Origin of the sequence: Telluria aromaticivorans (genome assembly GCF_013003915.1) — a bacterium.
In the GTDB taxonomy this organism is placed as follows: Bacteria; Pseudomonadota; Gammaproteobacteria; order Burkholderiales; family Burkholderiaceae_D; genus Telluria; species Telluria aromaticivorans.
This window is the reverse complement of the sequence record NZ_JABAIV010000009.1, coordinates 153,959-176,742: the sequence shown is the minus strand read 5'-3', so window position 1 is coordinate 176,742 and position 22,784 is coordinate 153,959. Positions and strand designations below refer to the sequence as shown.

Here is a 22,784-nt window from a genome sequence, read left to right as displayed (position 1 = left end):
CCCGGTTTCGCTCACGCTGGACCCCAAACTTTTCGGAGTCGACAGCATGAACTACATCGCAAAAGCAGACATTTCTACTTTGCCCAAACCGGACATTTCTACTTTGCCCTTACAGGGTGGGCAGGGTAGTTCAGTCCAGTGGACTGAACTACGCCCACGCGGTGATAGTTGCGATGTGAACAGCCGCACGGGCTGCAGCACGGTGGTTTGAACGCGTGGGCAAGGTAATTCAGGCCAATGGCCTGAATTACGAATTGCCCACCCTACGAGTCACCGGCGGCTCTTAAGTGATCGGCATTAGGGCAATGCCCGAAATTACAAATGCCCACGCGGCGATAGTTATCACATGAAAACCGCAGCGCGTCCGTGCTACCGCTGGCAGGTACTCGCATCGAGCTGCCCGGCTGCAAGCGTGTTCAGCCAACCGATGACGATGACGTATGATCCCGGCTCAGGGATGACAGGCCGCATGCCGTCCACCTGCTGCAACCATGCGCAAGGAGACCGAACATGTTGAAACTGGGAGACACGGACCCGCGCCTGGTTCAGAAACTCGGCGGACTGGCCGCGCGGGCGGTCGAACACGCGCTGGCCTCGGGCTTGAGTTGGGACCAGGCCATCCTGGCCTTCGGCGTCGCCGGCAAGGCGATCGCCGCAAACGCCGCCAGCCAGGGCAGCGGCACCCCGGAAGAATGCGCGGCGCGCGCGGAGCGGCGCCTGAAGGAGGGCATGGACCGCAGCGCCGATGTGCTCAAGGCTTACCTCAGCTGATATCGCGCCGGCGCAGGCAGGCGCGCCGCATCAGAAGCCCATCCGTGATTTGCCCGGGATCCCCTTGATGCGGATATCCCCGGTCACCACCTGCCCGCGCCCGGCCGCCACCGCATAGCCCAGCGCATCGAGCAGGGTCTTGCGCAAGTCGCGCGGCGACGCCAAGGCCAGACGGTCCAGCACCTTGTCTCCCAAATTGTCGTCGAACCCGTCCAGGTGCAGCTCGCGCAGCAGCGCGCGGTAGATGCGCTGCGCAATGCCGGCCGCCTGTTCAGGCGTCGGCGCCGGCACCTCGTACACCGCCATGCGATTCAGCAGCGGGGCAGGGATACCCCCTGTCGAGTTCGCCGTCAGCACCCAGAAGATCCGGCTCGCATCCAGCTCCACATCGATGAACTCGTCGCGGAACGCGCGCGAGGTTTCCGGCTCTAATAGTTGGTAGAGCGCCGCCAGCGGATCGGACTGGCTCGAGCCGCTCGCCTTTTCCACCTCGTCGAGCACCACCACCGGGTTCGCATACTGCCCGCGCACCAGGCGTTCGGCGACCTTGCCGCATTTGGCGCCGCGCCAGCTGGCCGAACTGCCGGTGATGACGAAGCCGGCCGACAGCGCATTCATGCTGATCAGTTCGCATTCGGTCTGCATGGCCCTGGCCAGGCGCTTGGCGAAATGGGTCTTGCCCACGCCCGGCCCGCCCAGCAGCAGGATGGGCATGACGTTCACCCCGCCATGTCCTCCCTTGCCGGCATGCGCGAGGCGCAGGTAGCGGGCCAGGTCGTCCAGCACTTCATCGAAATTTGGACATTCCTCGAACAATGGATCGAGTGCATTGGTCGAAGAGGGAGTGGTGACGAAACGGTCGGCGCCGGTCTCGAGCATGCGCTCGTAGAAGGCCTCGAGCTCGGGTGAGCGGCCGCGGCTGCGGTCGAGCGCTTGCTGGACTTGGGCCAGGTCGTAGACCGCACAGGTACGGGCGAGTGTAAGGCTCACAGCTGTCTCCTGGATAGCAGACAAGGATCGGTGGGGCCGGCCCGCTCCCGGTCCAGCGCGGCTGTTTTGCCGGGCGCGGCGTATGCGGGATGGGTGACTGGCCTGGACTGATCCTAACGCTTCCTGACGAGCGCCGCAATTTCTGAAACGGCCAATGCCGCAATGTAAGTTTAGTTTCCACAAGAAAACATCACGGCACGCGTGATATTTATCAAGCGTAATTATTGTCTGTACAAGTGAGGTCCAACCTTCACTCCGTTTCCTAAGTGACTGATTTAGGAGACATTTTAGATTGACATAGGGTCAAGAGATGCGCCTAAGTCCTTGGTTTCATTAGAAAATTTAAGATTTGCCGGGCGTGAATTCGCTTGACCACCAACATTGATTCCAATAAAGTGGGGAACAGTGTGAAAAAGTGTCGTTTTGTGGGGGATTTTCATAACCCAGGATGACTAAAAATTCTAAATTGATAACTCTCCAAGCTAGGTAATCTGTGTTCCAGGGCGCGTCAGCGATCAATCTCGATGCAAAAGGAAGGATGTCGATTCCGGCAAAGCATCGTGACGCCCTCAGCGTCCAGTGCGAAGGCCGCATGACGCTGACCAAGCACCCGCACGGCTGCCTCCTGTTCTTCCCGCGCCCGGTCTGGGAACAGCACCGCGACCAGATCGCCGCCTGGCCGATGTCGGCGCGCGCCTGGCAGCGCATTTTCCTTGGTAATGCCTGCGATGTCGAGGTCGACAGCGCCGGCCGCATCCTGATTTCGCCCGAGCTGCGCGCCGCAGTCGGGCTGGAGAAGGAAGTCATGATGCTCGGCATGGGCACCCATTTCGAGATCTGGGACGCCGCCAAGCTCGCCGACAGCGAAGCCGAAGCCGTTGCCGGCGGCATGCCCGATGTACTTTCCAATTTCTCCTTCTGAGGCACCGATGACGGAAATTTCGCCGGTGCCCGAAGGTGTGCCCGCATACCAGCACCGCACGGTGCTGCTGGACGAAGCAGTCGATGCGCTCAACCTGACCGGCGAGCGCGTCAACGGTATCTATATAGACGGCACCTTCGGCCGCGGCGGACACAGCCGCCTGCTGCTGTCGCGCCTGGGGCCGCAGGGCCGCCTGTTCGCGTTCGACAAGGACCTGCAGGCCATCGCCACCGCAGAGCAGATCAACGACCCCCGTTTCACGATTGTGCACGACAGCTTTGCCACGATGCAGGACGCGCTGGCCGCGCGCGGCATCACCCAGGTCGACGGCATCTTGCTGGACCTTGGTATTTCGTCGCCCCAGGTGGACGACGCCACGCGCGGATTCAGCTTCCGCCAGGACGGCCCCCTCGACATGCGCATGGATACTACGCGCGGGATGTCGGCGGCCGACTGGCTGGCGATCGCGCCGGAACAACAATTGGAAAAGGTTATACGAGATTATGGAGAAGAGCGGTTTGCTTTCCAGATTGCAAAGGCGGTTGCAGCTCGCCGGGCAGTCGAGCCAATTTCGACCACACGACAGCTTGCCGCAATCGTGGCACACGCGGTCAAGACTCGGGAAAAAGGCAAGGATCCGGCAACCCGGACCTTTCAGGCTATCCGGATTTTCATCAATAAAGAGCTTGAAGACCTCGAACAAGGCTTGATTGCGGCCTACGCCATGCTGGCGCCGGGCGCGCGCATGTCGGTGATCAGCTTCCATTCGCTGGAAGACCGCATGGTCAAGCAGTTCCTGGCATCCAAGGCCAAGGTCGAGCAGCCGGACCGCCGCCTGCCGATCCGCGCCGTCGACCTGCCGCAGCCCCTGATGAAGCTGGTCGACAAGACCAAGCCGTCCGATGAAGAAGTCAGTGCCAACCCGCGCGCCCGCTCGGCGGTGCTGCGCGTGGCCGAACGCCTCGGGGCCCCGGCATGAGCGCCAAGCTGAACATCGTGCTGACGGCCGCGCTGGTCCTGTGCGCGCTGTCGGTCGTTAACGCCCGCTACCAGGCGCGCCACCTCCTGATCGAACTCGAACGCCTGCAACAGCAGTCGCGCCAGCTCGACATCGACTGGGCCCAGCTCCAGCTCGACCAGTCCACGCTCGGCAAGAACGAACGCATCGAGCAGATCGCGCGCACCAACCTGAACATGGCCCCCTTGAGCCCGGCCCGTACCCAGTACCTGACGGAAGGGGCGCGATGAGCCGGCCGAATGCGCGCGTCGAACGCCGTGCCACCTCCCGGGTCGCCGCCTCCAAGGGCGTGGCCTTCTCGAAGAGCCCCGTGCTGGCCGTGAACGTGCCGAGCTGGCGCTCGCGCCTGGTGCTGTTCGTGCTGTTCGCGGCCTTCGCCGCGCTCGGCGCGCGCGCCCTCTGGCTGCAGGGCGTGTCGACCCAGTTCCTGCAAAAGCAGGGGAAGAGCCGCTACGAGCGCACGCTCGAACTGCCGGCCACGCGCGGCAAGATCATGGACCGCAACGGTGCGGTGCTGGCCTCGTCGCTGCCGGTCAAGGCGGTGTGGGCGATTCCGGAAGACGTGCTGAAATCCCCGGCCGAGAAGATTCAAGCCCTGGCGCGCCTGCTCGAGATGCCGGAAGCCGACCTGCGCAAGAAACTCGACTCCGACCGCACCTTCGTCTACCTGAAACGCCAGGTCGAGATGCCGGTCATCGCCCAGATCGAGAAGCTCAAGATCGACGGCATCGACACCCGCAAGGAATACAAGCGCTTCTACCCGCAGGGCGAAGTGATGACCCACATGGTGGGCTTCACCAATGTCGAGGACATCGGCCAGGAAGGCATGGAGCTGTTCCACCAGAAGGCCCTGGTCGGCGTGCCGGGCAGCCGCCGCGTGATCAAGGACCGTTTGGGGCACATCGCCGAAGACCTGGGCATGTTCCGCGAGCCACACCAGGGCAAGGACCTGACCCTGTCGGTGGACAGCAAGCTGCAGTACATCGCCTTCACCAGCGTCAAGAACGCGGTCGAGAAATTCAACGCCCAGGCCGGCGGCGCGGTGGTGCTGGACGTGCACACCGGCGAGGTGCTGGCCATGGCCAACTACCCGACCTATAACCCGAACGACCGCTCCAAGCTGACCGGCGCCCAGCTGCGCAACCGCGTCATCACCGATACCTTCGAGCCGGGTTCCACCCTCAAGCCGATCACGGTGGCGCTGGGCCTGGAGAAAAAACGCATCACGCCGGACACCGTGTTCGACGTCTCGGGCGGGCGCATCGTCGTCGGCGGGCGCACCATCCGCGACATGCACCCGAAGGACGCGCTCACGGTCGGCGGCATCATCCAGAAATCCTCGAACGTCGGCACCGTCAAGATCGCACAGATGCTGCAGCCTCAGGACATGTGGGAGCTGTACACCAAGCTCGGTTTCGGCCAGGCGCCGCGCTACGGGTTCCCGGGCGCCGTCGCCGGCCGCGTGCGTCCATGGAAATCCTGGAAGCCGATCGAATACGCCAACATGTCCTTCGGCCACGGCCTGTCGGTCTCGCTGCTGCAGCTGGCGCGCTCCTACATGGTGTTCGCACGCGACGGCGACATCATCCCGCTCTCGTTTTTGAAGGTCACCGAAGAGCCGGTCGGCCAGCAGGTGATCTCGCCGAAGACCGCCGCCCAGGTGCGCACCATGCTCGAATCGGTGGTCGGCCCGGACGGCACCGCCTCGAAGGCCCAGGTGGCCGGCTACCGCGTCGGCGGCAAGACCGGTACCGCCGAAAAGATCGTCAACGGCCGCTATTCGAAGACCGACAACATCGGCTATTTCGTCGGCATCGCGCCGATGTCCAAGCCCCGCTTCGTCATCGCCGTCATGATCGACAACCCGCGCGGCGCCTTGCGCACCGGCGGCAGCGTCGCCGCACCGACCGCGGCGGACCTGGCATCGAATGCGCTGCGGGCCGCGAACGTGCCGCCCGACTCCTCGGTGACCGACATCATCATTCCTGAAAATCCTCTCGAGGAGAGCATGTGATGGCGACCAGCCTGAACGACATCCGCGAATGGATCCGCGCCGCCGCCCCAGGCGGCCGCCTCGTTTCCGACTCGCGCCGCGTGGCGCAGGGCGACGTGTTCTTTGCCTATCCGGGCGAGGGTGCCGATGGCCGCGCCTACATCGGCGCCGCGATTGCCGCCGGCGCCGCTGCCGTCGTGTATGAAGAAAACGGTCATGCCTGGGATGCGGCGCACACGGTCGCGCACCTGGCCGTCGCCAACCTGAAGAAAAACGCCGGTCCGATCGCCCACGCCGTGCTGGGCAAGCCGGATGCAGGCATGTTCACCGTGGCCGTCACCGGCACCAACGGCAAGACTTCCTGCGCGGTCTGGCTCGGGCAGGCACTGGCCCGCCTGGGCGAGACCGCGGCCGTGATCGGCACGCTGGGCGTGGGCATTGCCAAGGGCAAGGCCGAGCCGGTTTTTGACGCCACCGGCTACACCACGCCGGACGCGGTGCTGCTGGCGCAGACGCTCAGCGACCTGCGCGAACAGGGCGCCACCGCGCTGGCGATCGAAGCCTCGTCCATCGGCCTGGTCCAGGACCGGATGACCGGTATGCATGTCGACGCCGCCATCTTCACCAACCTGACCCGCGACCACCTCGACTTCCATGGCGACATGGAGAGCTACGAAGCGTCCAAGTTCGCGCTGTTCGAATGGGAAGGCCTCAAGTCGGCCATCGTCAACCTGGACGACCCGGCAGGGCAGCGCCTGGTCACCCACCTGCGCACCAATTTCAGCGCGCTGCCGGTCACCGGTTACACGCTGAAGAATGAAGCTGGCCAGCCGGCCATCGACGGCCTCGGCATGCTGCGCGCCTCGAACCTGCGCAGCCGCCATGCGGGCACGGAGTTCACCGTCGATACGCCGGCAGGTTCTTCGGTCGCCAAGACCTCGCTGGTCGGCCACTTCAACGTCAGCAATGCGCTGGCGGTGCTGGGCGCGCTGCTGGCCAAGGGCGTGGCGCTGAAAAATGCGGTCGAGGCCATCGAAGCACTGGTGCCGGCCCCGGGCCGCATGCAGCAGGTCGGCGGCCAGGACGCACCGATGGTCGTGATCGATTACGCACATACGCCAGATGCGCTGGAAAAGACCCTGGAAGCGCTGCGCCAGGTGGCAACGGAGCGCGGCGGCCAGTTGTGGTGTGTGTTCGGCTGCGGCGGCGACCGCGATCCGGGCAAGCGCCCGCAAATGGGCGCCATCGCCCAGGCGGCCGACCAGGTGGTGGTCACCAGCGACAACCCGCGCAGCGAAGAGCCGGCCAGCATCATCGCCCAGATCGTCGCCGGCATGGACAAGGACGTGCAGGCTGTCGAAGACCGCGCCACCGCCATCCTGCTGGCCGTGAAGAACGCCGGCCAGCAGGATGTGATCCTGCTGGCAGGGAAGGGCCATGAGCCCTACCAGGAAATCAAGGGCAGGAAGATGCCGTTCTCGGATGCCGACCACGCCACGCTTGCACTGAGCGCGCGGCTCACCATGATGAGGACTCACTGATGGGTACGCAAATGCGGGCAAGCCTCGCACAACTCGTCGCCGCCATCCCGGGCGCGCAGCTCGTGGGTGCAGATGCTTCCTTCGAGGGCGTCTCGACCGACAGCCGCAGCGCACCAAGCGGCGCGCTGTTCGTCGCGCTCAAGGGCGAGACCTTCGATGCGCACAGCTTCCTCGGCCAGGTCGCCGGGCGCGGCGTCGCCGCCGTCGTCGTGCATGCGCTGCCTGACGGCTGGACCCTGCCGGCCATCGTGGTGCCGGATACCCTGGTGGCGCTGGGCCGTATCGCCAACTTCTGGCGCGGCCAGTTCGCGATTCCCGTCATCGGCGTGACCGGTTCGAACGGCAAGACCACGGTCAAGGAAATGATCGCGGCTATCCTGGCGGCGGCCTTCGGCGAAGAAGCGCGCCTGGCCACCCAGGGCAATTTGAATAATGAGATCGGCGTGCCGCTGACCCTGTTCCGCCTGGGCGCCCAGCACCGCGCGGCCGTGATCGAAATGGGCATGAACCATCCGGGCGAGATCGGCCGCCTGGCCGCCATCGCAGCGCCGACGGTCGCCATGGTCAACAACGCCCAGCGCGAACACCAGGAATTCATGCACACCGTGGAAGCGGTGGCGCGCGAGAATGGCTCGGTGCTGCAGGCCTTGCCAAAGGATGGCGTGGCCGTCTTCCCGGGCGACGACATCTACACGGACTTGTGGCGCGGCATGACGACCTGCGAGGTGCTGAGCTTCGGCCTCACCGACGCCTGCGACGTCAGCGCCACCTATGTCTCGACCGGTTTCGGCAACGAACTCCAGGTGAGCGCACGCGGCGCCCAGTACACGCTCAAGCTGGCCGCGGCGGGCGAACACAACGTGCGCAACGCGCTGGCCGCATTCGCCTCTACCCTGGCCGCCGGCATCCCGGTCGACGCCATCGTGCGCGGCCTCGAAGCGTTCGCGCCGGTCGGTGGCCGCCTGCAGAAAAAGCAGGCCGCCAACGGCGCCACCGTGATCGACGACACCTACAACGCCAACCCGGACTCGATGCGCGCCGCGATCGACGTGCTGGCCGCTTACCCGGCCCCGCGCATCCTGGTGGTCGGAGACATGGGCGAAGTCGGCACGCAAGGTAAAGAGTTTCACGAAGAAGTCGGTGTCTATGCCCAGCAGCAGGGCATCGAACACGTGCTCGCCACTGGCGAACTGGCACGCCACATGGCGGCGTCCGGGGCACGGCATTACGAGCAGTTCGACGAATTATTGGCAGCACTCGGTTCTACACTGGGCGGCAATAGCAAAGCGACTGTGCTGGTGAAAGGCTCACGCTTCATGAAAATGGAACGCGTGGTCCAGCACCTGACCGGATCAACACCTAGCAAGGACGCCCACTAAATGCTTCTCTGGCTCGCTCAATACTTCCAGGACTACATCGGTCCACTGCGCGTTTTCAACTACATCACCTTCCGTGCCGTATTTGCCACCATCACCGCCATCGCCATTGGACTGGTGTGCGGCCCGGCCGTGATCCGCAAGCTGACCGCACTCAAGGTCGGCCAGGCCGTGCGCACCTACGGTCCGCAGACCCACCTGGCCAAGCACGGCACCCCGACCATGGGCGGCGTGCTGGTGCTGATCGCGATCGGCATCTCGACCCTGCTGTGGTGCGACCTGTCGAACCGCCTGATCTGGCCGGTGCTGGTCGTGACCATGGGCTTCGGCGCCGTCGGCTGGGTCGACGACTACCGCAAGGTGGTCTACAAGGATCCGGAAGGCATGCGTTCGCGCGAAAAATACTTTTGGATGTCGCTGGTCGGCATCGCATCGGCGCTCTACCTGGCGTTCTCGGTCTCGGCCGCGAACCCGTGGGAAGTGCTGCAGCTGTTCTACGCCTGGGTGCAATCGGGCTTCTCGATGACGCTGCCTCCTAAAGCCGACCTGATCGTCCCGTTCTTCAAGTCGATCAGCTATCCGCTGGGCGTGTGGGGCTTCATCGCGCTGACCTATTGCGTCATCGTCGGTTCCAGCAATGCCGTCAACTTCACCGACGGCCTCGATGGCCTGGCGATCATGCCGACCGTGATGGTTGGCGGCGCACTGGGCCTGTTCGCCTACCTGACCGGTAGCGCGACCTTCTCGAAATACCTGCTGATTCCTTATATCCCGGGCGCCGGCGAACTGCTGATCTTCTGCGGCGCGATGGCCGGCGCGGGCCTGGCCTTCCTCTGGTATAACGCGCACCCGGCCCAGATGTTCATGGGCGACGTCGGCGCGCTGGCGCTGGGCGGCGCGCTCGGCACCGTCGCCGTCATCGTGCGCCAGGAAATCGTCCTGTTCATCATGGGCGGCGTGTTCGTGGCCGAGACCCTGTCGGTGATCATCCAGGTGACCTGGTTCAAGTACACCAAGAAGCGCTACGGCGCAGGGCGCCGCGTCTTCCTGATGGCGCCGCTGCACCACCATTTCGAGCAAAAGGGCTGGAAAGAGACCAAGGTCGTGGTCCGCTTCTGGATCGTGACCATGATGCTGGTCCTGGTTGGCCTGTCCACACTGAAGCTGCGCTAAAGAATGAGCTACGACGGCAAATCCGCATTGGAAGGTAAAGCTGGGCTGGTGCTCGGCCTGGGGGAATCCGGGCTGGCGATGGCGCAATGGCTGGCGCGCTGCGGCGCGCGCGTGCGCGTCGCCGACACGCGCACCGAGCCGCAGCGCCTGTTCGCCCTGCGCCAGGCGGTGCCGGATGCGGAATTCGTCGGCGGCGAATTCGCCGCGGCCCTGCTCGACGGCGTGGATTTTGTTGCCGTCAGCCCGGGCCTGGCGCCGAACCGCGAGCTGGCCGGGATCGCCCCGGCTGCGCGCGAGCGCAATATCCCGGTCTGGGGCGAGATCGAACTGTTCGCGCAGGCGCTTGCGCACCTGCGCCTTGACCGCGGCTATGCGCCGAAAGTCATCGCCATCACCGGCACCAACGGCAAGACCACCGTTACCAGCCTGACCGGCCTGCTGTGTCGCCGCGCGGGCCTCTCCACGCGCGTGGCCGGCAACATCAGCCCGGCCGCACTGGACGTGCTGCGCGAAACCCTCGACAGCGACGAGCTGCCGCAGGCCTGGGTGCTCGAGCTGTCCAGCTTCCAGTTGCACCTGACCTTCAGCCTGCAGGCCGACGCCGCCACGGTGCTGAACCTGACCCAGGACCACCTCGACTGGCACGGCAGCATGGACGCCTACGCCGCCGACAAGGCGCGCATATTCGGCGCCGATACGGTGCGCGTGCTGAACCGCGACGACGCGCTTGTGATGCGCATGGCGGCGCCGGACGCGCCGGCCTTCACCTTCGGCACCGGCGAACCGATGGAGCCGAACAGCTTCGGCTTGGCTCAAGAGCGCGGCGTGCTGTGGCTGGCCAATGCCGTCGCCAGCGACGACGAACCTGCCAAGAAGCTGAAGAAAGGCGAGGCGCCGGCGCCGGTCGAAATAACCGTCAACCGCTTGATGCCGGCCGATGCGCTGAAGATCCGCGGCTTGCACAATGCCTCGAACGCACTGGCCGCGCTGGCCCTGTGCCGCGCCTGCGGCTTGCCGCTGGCCCCGCTGCTGCACGGCCTGCGCGAATATGCGGGCGAGCCGCACCGCGTCGAACTGGTCGCCAGCATCGACGGCGTGGATTACTACGACGACAGCAAGGGCACCAATGTCGGCGCCACCGTCGCCGCGCTGGAAGGCCTGGGCAAGGCCTTCGCCGGCGAAGACCAGCAGATCCTGTTGATCGCCGGTGGCGACGGCAAGGGCCAGGACTTCGCGCCGCTGGCGGGACCAAGCTCGCGCTATGTGCGCGCCGTGCTGCTGATCGGCCGCGATGCGCCGAGCGTGCGCGCCGCCATCGAACCGACCGGCGTGCCGGTGTTCGACCTGCCAGGCTTGCCGGAAGCGGTGCTCAGGGCCAGCGGCCTGGCGCGTCCGGGCGATTGCGTGCTGCTGTCGCCGGCTTGCGCCAGCCTCGACATGTTCACCAACTACACGCACCGCGCCCAGGTGTTCGTCGACGCCGTACGCGACATCGCCCTGGAAAAAGGACAGGACATCTGATGCCCTTCCAGATCCCGTTCAAGTTTTCCGGTTCCGCCAGCGATGCTTCCATCGCCGCGCGCAGCCGTCCATCGAAGATGATGGACTACGACCAGCCGCTGGTCTGGGTCACCGTGCTGCTGATGCTGTTCGGGCTGGTGATGGTGTATTCGGCCTCGATCGCGCTGCCGGATTCGCCGAAGTTCGCCTACCTCGGCGACAAGAACGAATACTTCCTGTACCGCCAGTCGATGTACATCATCGTCTCGATGGCCGCCGCCGCCGTCGCCTTCCAGGTGCCGATCGCGGTCTGGCAAAGGTATGCCCCTATGATGTTCATCGGGACCCTGTTCCTGCTGGCCCTGGTGCTGATTCCGGGCATCGGCGTGACGGTCAACGGCGCGCGCCGCTGGCTGCCGCTCAAGATCATGAATTTGCAGCCGTCCGAGATCATGAAGATCGCCGTGGTCCTGTACGCGGCCGACTTCACGGTGAGGAAGCAGGAATACATGCACAAGCTGACCAAGGGCTTCCTTCCGATGATGGTGGCGATCGGCCTGGTCGGCGGCCTGCTGCTGATGGAGCCGGACCTGGGCGCCTTTGGCGTGATCGTCTGCATCGCCATGGGAATCCTGTTCCTGGGCGGGATCAACATCGTCTGGTTCGGCGGCATCGGCGCGCTGCTGGTGGTGATCTTCACTGCCATCATCGCGCTGTCGCCGTTCCGCCGCGCGCGCATGTTCGCTTACCTCGACCCGTGGGAAGAGGGCAATGCACTGGACAAGGCCTACCAGCTGACCCACTCCCTGATCGCCTTCGGGCGCGGCGAGTTCTTCGGCGTTGGTCTGGGCGGCAGCGTCGAGAAGCTGTTCTACCTGCCGGAAGCGCATACCGACTTCATCATGGCCGTGATCGGCGAGGAACTCGGCCTGGCCGGCGTACTGGTGGTGATTGCGATGTTCTACTGGCTGGTGAAACGCGCTTTCGACATCGGCCGCCAGGCGATCGCCCTGGACCAGACCTTCGCCGGCCTGGCTGCGAAAGGGATCGGTATCTGGATTGGTGTGCAGACCTTCATCAACATGGGTGTGAACCTGGGCCTGCTGCCGACCAAGGGCCTGACCCTGCCCTTGATGAGCTTTGGCGGATCCGGCGTGCTGTTCAACTGCGTTGGGCTGGCGATCCTGCTGCGCATCGATTACGAGAACCGGGTGCGCATGCGCGGAGGCCGCACATGACGCAGCTTAGACCGAAGCGCCTGATGATCATGGCAGCCGGCACTGGCGGCCACATCTTCCCCGGTATCGCGATTGCGCAGACCATGCGCGCGCGTGGCTGGGAAGTGTCGTGGCTGGGCACCGCGCATGGCATGGAGACCGACCTGGTGCCGAAAGCCGGCATCCCGATGGACACCATCGACTTCGCCGGCCTGCGCGGCAAGGGCCTTGCCCACACGGTCAAGGGCGTCTTCAAGATGGCGGCCGCATTCCTGGCCTGCCGCCGCATCGTTGCCCAGCGCGCACCCGACGTGGTGCTGGGCATGGGCGGCTATGTAACGGTGCCGGGCGGGATGATGGCGCGTGCGCGCGGCGTGCCGCTGGCGCTGGTGAACGCCGATGCGGCGCTGCTGCTGTCGAACAAGACACTGGCCCCAATCGCCCAGCGCGTGCTGTTCGGCTTCCCGGCAGATTTCGGCAAGGCGGCAAGCAAGGCGATTGTCACCGGCAACCCGGTGCGCCAGCAGATCCTCGACCTGCCGGCGTCCGCGGTGCGCTTCGCCGGCCGCAGCGGCCCGCTGCGCATCCTGGTGGTCGGCGGCAGCCTGGGCGCCAAAGTATTGAACGACAGCGTGCCGGCGGCGCTGGGCCTGATCGACCCGGCCGTGCGGCCCTCAGTTCGCCCGATAGTGACCCACCAGTCGGGCAAGAAGAATATCGACGCGCTGCGCGCGGCGTATGCGCAGGCCGGCGTAGAAGCGAAAGTCGTCGACTTCATCGACGACATGGCAGCCGCCTATGCCGAGGCCGACCTCGTCATCTGCCGCGCCGGCGCGATCACCGTGTCGGAACTGACGGCGGCCGGCGTGGCCAGTGTGCTGGTGCCCTTCGTGGCCAGCACCACCAGTCACCAGCGCGACAACGCGGTCTGGATGGCGGGGCAGAAGGCGGCCGTCTACCTGCCGCAGGGCGAACTGAATCCGCAGGGGCTGGCAAGCCTGCTGCAAAAAACCACGCGCGACGACTGCCTGGCCATGGCGCAGGCGGCGGCGAAGGTGGGCAAGCGCGACGCCAACGAAGCGATCGCGCGCGAACTTGAAAATTTGGCAAATAAGTTAGCTGGCCTGGGGAACTGAACGGAACATGAAGCATAAGATCAAGAATATCCATTTCGTCGGTATCGGCGGCAGCGGCATGAGCGGCATCGCCGAAGTGCTGGTCAACCTCGGCTATAACGTGTCGGGCTCCGACCTGTCGAGCAATGCCGCCAGCCAGCGCCTGGCCGACCTCGGCGCGCGCGTCTACACTGGCCACTCAGCCGAACACGTGATCGGCGCCGACGTGGTCGTGACCTCGACCGCCGTCAATGAGTCCAACCCGGAAGTCGTGGCCGCCCGCGCCGCCAAGATTCCGCTGGTGCCGCGCGCGATCATGCTCGGCGAACTGATGCGCCTGAAGCGCGGCATCGCCATTGCCGGCACCCACGGCAAGACCACCACCACCAGCCTGGTGGCCTCGGTGCTGGCCGAGGGCGGCATGGACCCGACTTTCGTCATTGGCGGGAAACTGACGGCCGCCGGCGCCAACGCCAAGCTGGGGCAGGGCGACTACATCGTGGCCGAGGCCGACGAGTCGGATGCCTCCTTCCTGAACCTGTCGCCGATGATCGAGGTGATCACCAACATCGACGCCGACCACATGGAGACCTACGAGCACGATTTCGAAAAGCTCAAGGCCGCCTTCGTCCACTTCACCCACCGCCTGCCGTTCTACGGCCGCGTGATGATGTGTATCGACGACCAGCACGTGCGCTCGATCCTGCCGCAGGTGACCAAGCCGGTGACGACCTATGGCTTCTCGGAAGAAGCCGAAGTGCGCGCTCTCGACGCCTATGCCGATGGCGTGCACATGCACTTCACCGTGCGCCAGCGCGGCTATCCCGACACCAAGTTCGTGCTGAACCAGCCGGGCATGCACAACGTGCTGAACGCCTGCTCGGCGATCGCCATCGCCCGCGAGATCGGCATCAGCGACGAGGCCACCGCCCAGGGCCTGCTGGAATTCCGCGGCGTCGGCCGCCGCTTCACCCGCTACGGCGAGGTGGCCCTGCCGAGCGGCGGCAGCTTCACCCTCGTTGACGACTTCGGCCACCACCCGGTGGAAACCGAGGTGACCCTGGCCGCCGCGCGCGCCGCCTATCCGGGCCGCCGCCTGGTGCTGGCCTTCCAGCCGCACCGCTACAGCCGCACGCGCGATTTATTCGAAGATTTCGTGAAAGTGCTGGCCACCCCCGACGTACTGCTGCTGGCCGACGTCTACCCGGCCGGCGAAGCGCCGATCGTGGCTGCCGACGGCCGCGCCCTGGCGCGCGCGCTGCGTACGAGCGGCAAGCTAGAGCCAATTTTCGTGGAGACGATCGCCGACATGCCGGCCGCGATCCTGAATGCGGCGCGCGACGGCGACGTCGTCCTCACGATGGGCGCCGGCTCGATCAGCGGCATTCCCCACCAACTGACCAATGCAAAGGCTTAATCACGTGAACACTCCTGCCGTGAACGCACCTACCAGTTTCGACCCGTCCGCCTTCGGCAAGGTCGGCGTATTGTTCGGCGGCCGCTCCGCCGAGCGCGACGTGTCGATCATGTCCGGCACCGGCGTGCTGGCCGCGCTGCAAAGCCGCGGCATCGATGCCCATGCCTTTGATCCGGGCACCCAGAGCCTGGCCGAACTGGCAGAACAGCGTTTTGACCGCGTCTTCATCGCGCTGCACGGCCGCTACGGCGAAGACGGCAGCCTGCAGGGCGCCCTCGAGCAGCTCGGCATCCCGTATACCGGCAGCGGCGTGATGGCATCGAGCGTCGGCATGGACAAGATCACCACCAAGAAGATCTGGAAGATCGACGAGATCCCGACGCCTGACTACGTGTCGATCGACAAGAACACCGACCTCGACGAAGTCCTGGTCGCACTTGGCCTGCCGCTGATCGTCAAGCCGCCGCTCGAAGGCTCCACCATCGGCATCACCAAGGTGAACGTGGCGGAGGAACTGAAGGCGGCCGTAGAACTCGCCGCAGGTTTCGACGAAGTCGTGCTGGCCGAGGAATTCGTGACCGGCCGCGAGTTCACCGTGGCCGTGCTGGGGCAGGGCGCCACGGCGCGTGCGCTGCCGATCGTCGAGATCGTGGCCCCGGAAGGCAATTACGACTACCAGAACAAGTATTTCACCGACACCACCCAATACCACTGCCCGGCGCCGCTCGATGCCGTCCTGACCGAGGAAATCCAGCGCCATGCCGTGAACGCCTACCGCGCGCTCGGCTGCGAAGGCTGGGGCCGGGTCGACGTGCTGGTGCGCGAAAGCGATATGCGTCCTTTCCTGCTCGAGGTGAACACCTCGCCGGGCATGACCTCGCACTCGCTGGTGCCGATGGCCGCGCGTGCGGTGGGCATCAGCTACGAAGACCTGTGCATCGAGATCCTGGCGTCGAGCCGCCTGAAGATGCCGATGCCGAAGGCGAAAGGTTAAACGCCGATGTGGCATGACGTCCGCGCCCTGAACGCAACCGCCAGCTCCCTGGTGGCGCTGACGGTGCTCGCCGGCCTGGCGTCCGGCGTATGGTGGCTGTCGCAGCGCCCCATGTTCTCGCTGCGCGCGGTGACGGTGGAAAGCATGTACGGGATCGACCTGCGCCACGTGAACGAACTCACGGTACGCAATGGCGTCATCGGCAAAATTCGCGGCAACTTCTTTACAACCGACCTGGAACAGGTGCGCGGAACGTTTGAAACCGTGCCATGGGTGCGGCGCGCCACGGTGCGCCGCGAATGGCCGAACCAGCTGGTCGTCGAAGTCGAAGAGCATGAGGCGCTCGGCACCTGGGGCGAGGATGGCCGCCTGCTGTCGGTCAAGGGCGACGTGTTTACCGCCAACCTGGCCGAAGCCGACGACGACCATCCGCTGCCGGCCTTCGAAGGCCCGCTGGGGACCGAGAAGGAAGTGCTGGCCCGCTTTACCGAGCTGCGTTCGCTGTTCGCGCCGGTACAGCTGGCGCCGCTGCAGCTGACGCTGTCGGATCGCTATGCCTGGACCGTAAAACTGGATAACGGCATGAGCGTGGCGCTCGGCCGCGAACAGGACCGCGACACGCTGAAGAAGCGCGTGCAGCGCCTGGTCGGCGTCTACCCGCAGCTGGTCGCGCGGCTGCAGGAAGGCCGGATCGACACGATCGACATGCGCTACCAGAACGGACTGGCGCTGTCGTCGGCGGCCTTGAGCGTGCCGCTCGACGCCACCAAGCCGGTCAAGGCTGTAAAGAAAAAAACAACTCCGATCAACAAGACAACCAAGCAAACATAAGCAGGCAACAGCAATGACAAAAGACGCGAAGAACCTGATCGTCGGCCTCGACATCGGCACCTCGAAGGTGGTGGCGGTCGTGGCCGAAGTGATGTCCGATGGACGCCACGAGGTGATCGGCCTCGGTCAGCACGAGTCGAAAGGATTGAAGAAAGGCGTGGTCGTCAACATCGAGGCCACCGTCGAGTCGATCCAGCGCGCGCTCGAAGAAGCGGAGCTGATGGCCGACTGCAAGATCCGCAATGTCTATGCTGGCATCGCCGGCAGCCATATCCGTTCGTTCAATTCGAGCGGCATGGTTGCGATCAAGGACAAGGAAGTCACCGCCACCGACGTGGCGCGCGTGATCGAGACCGCCAAGGCGGTGAACATCCCGACCGACCAGCAATTGCTGCACACGGTGCCGCAGGAATTCATCGTCGATAACCAGGAAGACGTGCGCGAGCCGATCGGCATGAGCGGCATCCGCCTGGAAGTGCGCGTGCACATCGTCACCGGTGCGGTGTCCGCAGTGCAGAACATAGTAAAGTGCGTCCGCCGTTGTGGACTCGAGGTGTCGGACCTGATCCTGCAGCCGATGGCCTCGGCCGATTCGGTGCTGACGGTCGACGAAAAGGAACTGGGCGTGGTCCTGATCGACATCGGCGGCGGCACTACCGACATCGCCGTGTTCTCCGACGGCGCGATCCGCCACACCGCGGTGCTGCCGATTGCCGGCGACCAGATCACCAGCGACATCGCGATGGCCCTGCGCACGCCGACCGGCGAGGCCGAGGACATCAAGATCCGCTACGGCGTGGCCAAGCAGGTGCTGGCCGACCCGGGCGAGACGCTCGAGGTGCCGGGACTGGGCGACCGCGGCCCGCGCGCGCTGTCGCGCCAGGCCTTGGCGGCCGTGATCGAGCCGCGCGTCGAAGAACTGTTTGCGATGGTGCACACGGTGGTGCGCGAGTCCGGCTACGAGGGCGTGCTCTCGTCGGGCATCGTGCTCACCGGCGGCAGCTCGATCATGCCCGGCATGATCGAAATGGCCGAAGACATTTTCCTCAAACCGGCGCGCCTCGGCACGCCGGACTACCGCGGCCAGTTGGCCGACGTCGTGCGCAGCCCCCGCTACGCCACGGTGCTCGGCCTGCTGCTGGAAGCGAAGAAGCAATACCTGCGCGGTCATATCGTCACGCGTCAGGATGGTTCGGTGAAGGCAGTCTGGCAGCGCATGAAGGAATGGATCGCAGGGAATTTCTAAGATACGAACTGGGTTACGAAACAAGGCGCGAAATTTTTCAGTACGTCAGCAACAAAACGTTCACGGGTTAAGATTTTTTACATACAATCGCTGTTTCCGGTTGCGGGGCCTGTCAGGGGCCTGGCAAATCCCCGCAACGGAAGCGGCACTGAATATTGGGAGTGACATCATGGAGTTCGATATGGTCGATAACGCAGCACTGGGAACCGTCATCAAAGTTGTCGGCGTCGGCGGCGCCGGCGGCAACGCGGTTCAGCACATGATCAACAAGGGTGTGTCCGGTGTCGAGTTCATCGCCGCAAACACGGATGCGCAGGCACTTGCAGTGTCGGGCGCGAACAACATCATCCAGATCGGCGATTCGGGCCTGGGCGCCGGCATGCGTCCGGAAGTCGGTCGCCAGCTCGCCGAGCAGACCCGCTCGCGCATCGAAGACGCACTGCGCGGCGCGCACATGGTCTTCATCGCGGCCGGCATGGGCGGCGGCACCGGTACCGGCGCTGCGCCGATCGTTGCCGAAGTGGCCAAGAGCATGGGTGCGCTGACCGTTGCCGTGGTCTCCAAGCCGTTCTCCTACGAAGGCGACAAGTGCATGCAGGTGGCGGAAGCCGGCCTGGAAGAACTGAGCAAGCACGTCGACTCCCTGATCGTCATCCTGAACGAAAAACTGGAAGACATCTACGAAGACGAAAGCATGCTGGAGTGGATGAAGCACGCCGACGACGTCCTGAACAACGCGGTTGCCGGTATCGCCGAGATCATCAACGTGCCGGGCCACATCAACGTCGACTTCAATGACGTGAAGACCATCATGAGCGAGCAGGGCAAGGCCATGATGGGCACCGCGACCGCCGCCGGCGTCGACCGCGCACGCATCGCCGCCGAACAGGCCGTGGCGTCGCCGCTGCTGGACGGTATCGACCTGTCGGGCGCCAAGGGTGTGCTGGTCAACGTGACCGCAAGCCGTGGCCTGAAAGGTAAAGAGATCAAGGAAGTCATGGCCGCCGTGCGCGCCTTCGCCGCGCCGGACGCGTCGATCGCCCAGGGCATCGCCTACGACGACTCGATGGGCGACGAGATCCGCGTGACCGTGGTCGCGACCGGCCTGGGCAAGACCAAGAAGATGCAGCTGGTCCAGCCGCAGCAGGTCCTGCGCACCGGCACCTACAACGCCCCGGTAATGGCCGGTTCGTCGGCGGTCGCCGGCGGCCTGACCATGGGTTCGGCCAGCGGCGACGCACTGGGCGGCATGAAGCAGCCGGCCGTGTGGCGCCGCGAGCAGGCATCGGAGCAGGTGCAGGCCATGCAGCGTAATGGTGTCGAGACCTACGACATCCCGGCGTTCCTGCGCAAGCAGGCTGACTGATTTTTAAAGTCGGTTGGGAAGTGAAAAGGCCAGCGAAAGCTGGCCTTTTTGTTTTTGTGGCGGACTTTTTGCGCTCACCTTGACGCTTCCTGTTACCCGCAACCTTGAGACCGTCATCCCGGCGCAGGCCGGGATGACGGTCTTTAAGATAACGGTCGATTCAATGGTATCTGAATGCTTCCCCTGCAAGCTCTTCCCACATCGGCGATAATTGCCAGATTCTCAAAACACGAAGGAGCACACCCCATGACCATCCAGATCGGCGATCGCCTGCCGGAAGGCACCCTTGCAGAATTCATCGAGCTTGAGACCGCAGGCTGCGCGCTCGGCCCGAATACCTTCCAGGTGCGCGACCTGGCCGCGGGCAAGAAGATCGTCATCTTCGGCCTGCCGGGCGCCTACACCCCGACCTGCTCGGCCCAGCACGTACCGGGCTATGTGCAGCACGCGGAAGCACTGAAGGCCAAGGGCGTCGATGAAATCTGGTGCATCTCGGTCAACGACGCCTTCGTGATGGGCGCCTGGGGCCGTGACCAGAAGGCCACCGGCACCGTGCGCATGATGGCAGACGGTAACGCCGCCTTCTCGAAAGCACTGGGCCTGGACGCCGACTTCTCGAAGCATGGCATGGGCACCCGCTCGCAGCGTTACTCGATGCTGGTCGAAGACGGCGTCGTCAAAGGGCTGAACGTCGAAACCGCCGGTTTCGAAGTTTCGGGCGCCGAGAAGATGCTCGAACAACTGGGCTGATCCAGCCTGCACCACTTCAAACGGCGCCGCGGCGCCGTTTTTCATCCCATGATCATCAATGCCGAAACCCCCGACCAGCTAGACGTACGGGCCATGCTGGACAAGCTCGATGCGTATTGCGCGTCGCTGTATCCGGCCGAATCGAACCACCTGATGGACATCGCCTCGCTGCTGGCCGGCGACGTGCTGTTCCTGGTTGCGCGCGACGTCGACGGCGCCGCGGTCGGCTGCGCGGCGCTGGTCCGGCGCGAGGGCTACGGCGAGATCAAGCGCATGGTGGTGGATGAAACGCGCCGCGGCCGCGGCACCGGGCGCAAGCTGCTGGAGCAGCTGGCGACCTTTGCCCGGATGTCCGGCGTGAACACCTTGAAACTGGAAACCGGCATCCACCAGCCGGAAGCGATTGGACTGTACGAGCGCTTCGGCTTCGTCCGCTGCGAACCCTTCGGCGACTACGGGCCGGATCCGCTCAGCCTGTTCATGGAAAAACCCTTGTGAAGGACCGCCCGTGAAGCGACCCGCCGGTAACCTGTACAGCATCTACGCGATGGCACTGGCCGTGTTCATGTTCGCGCTGATGGACACGGTGATGAAGCTGCTCACCGCGCGCTACCCGGCGATCCAGGTCGCGGCGCTGCGCTCGCTCACTTCGCTGCCGCTGGTGGCGATCTATGTCGGCGTGCGGGTCGGCTACCGCGACATCTTCAAGGTCCGCTGGCCGCTGCACCTGCTGCGCGGGGTGCTCGGCATCGCGATGCTGACCTTCTTCGCCTTCGGCATCCGTAACCTGTCGCTGGCCGAGGCCTACACCATCTTCTTCGTCTCGCCGGCCCTCATCACCGCCCTGTCGGTCTGGTTCCTGAAAGAGCGCGTGGGCGCGGCGCGCTGGATCGCGATCGTGGTGGGCCTGGGCGGCGTGCTGGTGGTGCTGCGCCCGACCGGCGCCGGCTTCCTGACCATCGGCGGGCTCGCGATCCTCGGCGCAGCCGCCATGTATGCGGTATCGGCGATCACGGTCGGCATCCTGGCGCGCACCGACCGCAACGAGCACATGGTGTTCTGGCTGATGGTGATGGTGGCGGTCGGCGCCAGCGCGCTGGCCGCGCCGGGCTGGGTGGCCTTGAGCATGGCCGACCTGCCGCTGCTTGCGGCCCTGTCGTTCACCGGCTTCATCGGCCAGCTGGCGATCACCGAAGCCTTTGCCAAGGGCGAGGCCTCGAGCATTGCGCCCTTCGAATACACGGCGCTGGCCTGGGCCGTGGGCCTGGACTGGCTATTGTGGCAAACCCTGCCCGACGGCTACACCATGATTGGCGCGGCGATCATCATCGGCAGCGGCCTGTATCTGCTGCGCCACGAAAAAGACCACGTCGAAGCCGAGCATCCCTAGCTCTGCCGAGGGCCCTCAGCGCCGTAAAAAGCGCTGGGCTATAATCGCCGGATGCTGAAACAACGAACCATCAAACAGGTCGTCCGCACTACCGGTGTGGGCGTGCACTCGGGCACCAAGGTCGAGCTGACCCTGCGTCCGGCCGCGCCGGGCGCCGGCATCACCTTCCGCCGCGTCGACTACGACCCGATCGTCTCCATCCCGAGCGCCGCCGACGTGGTCGGCGAGACCCGCATGGCCACGGTCCTGATCAAGGACGGCGCGCGCGTGTCCACCGTCGAACACCTGATGTCGGCCTGCGCCGGCCTGGGCATCGACAACCTGGTGGTCGACGTGACCGCCGAAGAAATCCCGATCATGGACGGCTCGGCCGCCTCCTTTGTCTACCTGCTGCAGCAGGCTGGCGTGGAAGAGCAGGACGCGCCCAAGAAATTCATCCGCGTGCTGAAAGAGGTCGAGATCCGCCAGGGCACCGGTGCCGGCGAAAAGTGGGCGCGCCTGTCGCCGTACGAGGGCTTCAAGCTCGACTTCTTCATCGAATTCAACCACCCGGCCGTGGACGGCACCATGCAGCGCGCCTCGGTCGATTTCGGCGACGTCTCCTACGTGCACGACGTAGCGCGCGCGCGCACCTTCGGCTTCATGCAGGACGTGGAAACCCTGCGCGGCCTGGGCCTGGCGCGCGGCGGTTCGCTGGAAAACGCGATCGTGATGGACGAGTACCGCATCCTGAATGCGGACGGGCTGCGCTACGAAGACGAATTCGTGCGCCACAAGATCCTGGATGCGATTGGCGATTTGTACATCGTCGGCCATCCGCTGCTGGCCAGCTACACGGCGCACAAGTCGGGTCATGCACTCAACAACGAACTGCTGCGCAAGCTGCTGGCGCAGCCGGATGCCTACGAGATGGTGGAGTTCGATTCGCTGGGCGATGCGCCGCCGTCGTACGTGCGGCAGATGACGCGGGAGTGGGCGCAGACCTGAACGGCTCGCGGCCTGCCAGTGCCGGTTGGTTCGTGACATCCGTAGGGTGGGCAGATTCTGCCCACGCGTTCTAATGACGGTGAAGCCGCCCGCGCGGCTATTATTCCGCTGGTTGAACGCGTGGGCGCACAGCAGGCCACTGGCCTGCTGCGCCCTGCCCACCCTACGAGTAAGTGGCGGCTCATAA

At 64.9% G+C, this 22,784-nt stretch carries 22 protein-coding genes; 21 read left to right on the top strand and 1 reads right to left on the bottom strand.

From position 1 onward, the window contains the following. Both HGB41_RS23270 and HGB41_RS20765 read left to right on the top strand, forming a co-directional pair. Positions 1-211 (top strand): hypothetical protein (locus tag HGB41_RS23270; protein ID WP_212761045.1); only part of this gene is annotated, 211 nt, incomplete at its 5' end. Between the two features lie 299 nt (positions 212-510). Next, positions 511-771 (top strand): hypothetical protein, encoded by a 261-nt coding sequence (locus tag HGB41_RS20765; protein WP_171088035.1) that lies wholly within the window; start codon positions 511-513, stop codon positions 769-771. Between the two features lie 30 nt (positions 772-801). Here the strand turns inward: HGB41_RS20765 and HGB41_RS20760 are convergent, their stop codons facing one another. Then, positions 802-1,761, bottom strand: a complete 960-nt coding sequence (locus HGB41_RS20760) for an AAA family ATPase (RefSeq protein WP_171088033.1) — start codon at positions 1,759-1,761, stop codon at positions 802-804. Between the two features lie 493 nt (positions 1,762-2,254). Between HGB41_RS20760 and mraZ the strand changes: the two genes are divergently transcribed. From mraZ to lpxC, 19 genes are all read left to right on the top strand, one after another. Next, positions 2,255-2,683, top strand: a complete 429-nt coding sequence (gene mraZ, locus HGB41_RS20755; protein ID WP_171088031.1) for a division/cell wall cluster transcriptional repressor MraZ — start codon at positions 2,255-2,257, stop codon at positions 2,681-2,683. Continuing rightward, positions 2,670-3,662 (top strand): 16S rRNA (cytosine(1402)-N(4))-methyltransferase RsmH, encoded by a 993-nt coding sequence (gene rsmH / locus HGB41_RS20750; protein ID WP_371868564.1) that lies wholly within the window; start codon positions 2,670-2,672, stop codon positions 3,660-3,662. The genes mraZ and rsmH overlap by 14 nt, the downstream gene beginning before the upstream one ends. Further along, positions 3,659-3,931, top strand: a complete 273-nt coding sequence (gene ftsL / locus HGB41_RS20745; protein ID WP_171088027.1) for a cell division protein FtsL — start codon at positions 3,659-3,661, stop codon at positions 3,929-3,931. The genes rsmH and ftsL overlap by 4 nt, the downstream gene beginning before the upstream one ends. Continuing rightward, positions 3,928-5,715 carry a peptidoglycan D,D-transpeptidase FtsI family protein gene (locus tag HGB41_RS20740; protein ID WP_171088025.1) on the top strand — a complete coding sequence of 596 codons (1,788 nt, stop codon included), beginning with the start codon at positions 3,928-3,930 and terminating at the stop codon, positions 5,713-5,715. The genes ftsL and HGB41_RS20740 overlap by 4 nt, the downstream gene beginning before the upstream one ends. Next, a complete protein-coding gene (locus HGB41_RS20735; RefSeq protein WP_171088024.1) occupies positions 5,715-7,235 on the top strand; it encodes a UDP-N-acetylmuramoyl-L-alanyl-D-glutamate--2,6-diaminopimelate ligase in 1,521 nt (506 codons plus the stop codon). Before HGB41_RS20740 ends, HGB41_RS20735 begins: the two co-directional genes overlap by 1 nt. Before the next feature lie 11 nt (positions 7,236-7,246). Further along, positions 7,247-8,614: a UDP-N-acetylmuramoyl-tripeptide--D-alanyl-D-alanine ligase gene (locus tag HGB41_RS20730; RefSeq protein ID WP_171088066.1), complete on the top strand. Its 1,368-nt coding sequence runs from the start codon at positions 7,247-7,249 to the stop codon at positions 8,612-8,614. Next, positions 8,615-9,784 (top strand): phospho-N-acetylmuramoyl-pentapeptide-transferase, encoded by a 1,170-nt coding sequence (mraY, locus tag HGB41_RS20725; RefSeq protein WP_171088022.1) that lies wholly within the window; start codon positions 8,615-8,617, stop codon positions 9,782-9,784. 3 nt (positions 9,785-9,787) lie between these two features. After that, complete coding sequence (murD, locus tag HGB41_RS20720) at positions 9,788-11,305, top strand: UDP-N-acetylmuramoyl-L-alanine--D-glutamate ligase (RefSeq protein ID WP_171088020.1); 1,518 nt, start codon at positions 9,788-9,790, stop codon at positions 11,303-11,305. Then, positions 11,305-12,522, top strand: coding sequence for a putative lipid II flippase FtsW (gene ftsW / locus HGB41_RS20715; protein WP_171088019.1), 1,218 nt, complete (start codon positions 11,305-11,307; stop codon positions 12,520-12,522). The genes murD and ftsW overlap by 1 nt, the downstream gene beginning before the upstream one ends. Further along, positions 12,519-13,637, top strand: coding sequence for an undecaprenyldiphospho-muramoylpentapeptide beta-N-acetylglucosaminyltransferase (murG, locus tag HGB41_RS20710; RefSeq protein ID WP_229423144.1), 1,119 nt, complete (start codon positions 12,519-12,521; stop codon positions 13,635-13,637). Before ftsW ends, murG begins: the two co-directional genes overlap by 4 nt. Positions 13,638-13,644: 7 nt before the next feature. Continuing rightward, positions 13,645-15,033: a UDP-N-acetylmuramate--L-alanine ligase gene (gene murC, locus HGB41_RS20705; protein WP_171088017.1), complete on the top strand. Its 1,389-nt coding sequence runs from the start codon at positions 13,645-13,647 to the stop codon at positions 15,031-15,033. 4 nt (positions 15,034-15,037) lie between these two features. Then, positions 15,038-16,027: a D-alanine--D-alanine ligase gene (locus tag HGB41_RS20700; RefSeq protein ID WP_371868563.1), complete on the top strand. Its 990-nt coding sequence runs from the start codon at positions 15,038-15,040 to the stop codon at positions 16,025-16,027. A gap of 6 nt (positions 16,028-16,033) precedes the next feature. Further along, complete coding sequence (locus HGB41_RS20695) at positions 16,034-16,858, top strand: cell division protein FtsQ/DivIB (protein WP_171088013.1); 825 nt, start codon at positions 16,034-16,036, stop codon at positions 16,856-16,858. Between the two features lie 13 nt (positions 16,859-16,871). Beyond that, positions 16,872-18,104 (top strand): cell division protein FtsA, encoded by a 1,233-nt coding sequence (gene ftsA / locus HGB41_RS20690; RefSeq protein ID WP_171088011.1) that lies wholly within the window; start codon positions 16,872-16,874, stop codon positions 18,102-18,104. Positions 18,105-18,273: 169 nt separating this feature from the next. Beyond that, positions 18,274-19,470: a cell division protein FtsZ gene (gene ftsZ / locus HGB41_RS20685; RefSeq protein WP_171088009.1), complete on the top strand. Its 1,197-nt coding sequence runs from the start codon at positions 18,274-18,276 to the stop codon at positions 19,468-19,470. A gap of 246 nt (positions 19,471-19,716) precedes the next feature. Beyond that, positions 19,717-20,220, top strand: a complete 504-nt coding sequence (locus tag HGB41_RS20680; protein ID WP_171088007.1) for a peroxiredoxin — start codon at positions 19,717-19,719, stop codon at positions 20,218-20,220. Positions 20,221-20,268: 48 nt separating this feature from the next. Beyond that, positions 20,269-20,718, top strand: a complete 450-nt coding sequence (locus HGB41_RS20675) for a GNAT family N-acetyltransferase (protein ID WP_171088005.1) — start codon at positions 20,269-20,271, stop codon at positions 20,716-20,718. Between the two features lie 49 nt (positions 20,719-20,767). Further along, the gene (locus HGB41_RS20670; protein ID WP_171088062.1) at positions 20,768-21,610 is read left to right on the top strand and encodes a DMT family transporter; all 843 of its coding nucleotides are present in this window, start codon (positions 20,768-20,770) and stop codon (positions 21,608-21,610) included. Positions 21,611-21,661: 51 nt separating this feature from the next. After that, positions 21,662-22,597 (top strand): UDP-3-O-acyl-N-acetylglucosamine deacetylase, encoded by a 936-nt coding sequence (gene lpxC, locus HGB41_RS20665; protein WP_171088003.1) that lies wholly within the window; start codon positions 21,662-21,664, stop codon positions 22,595-22,597. Positions 22,598-22,784: the final 187 nt, after the last annotated feature.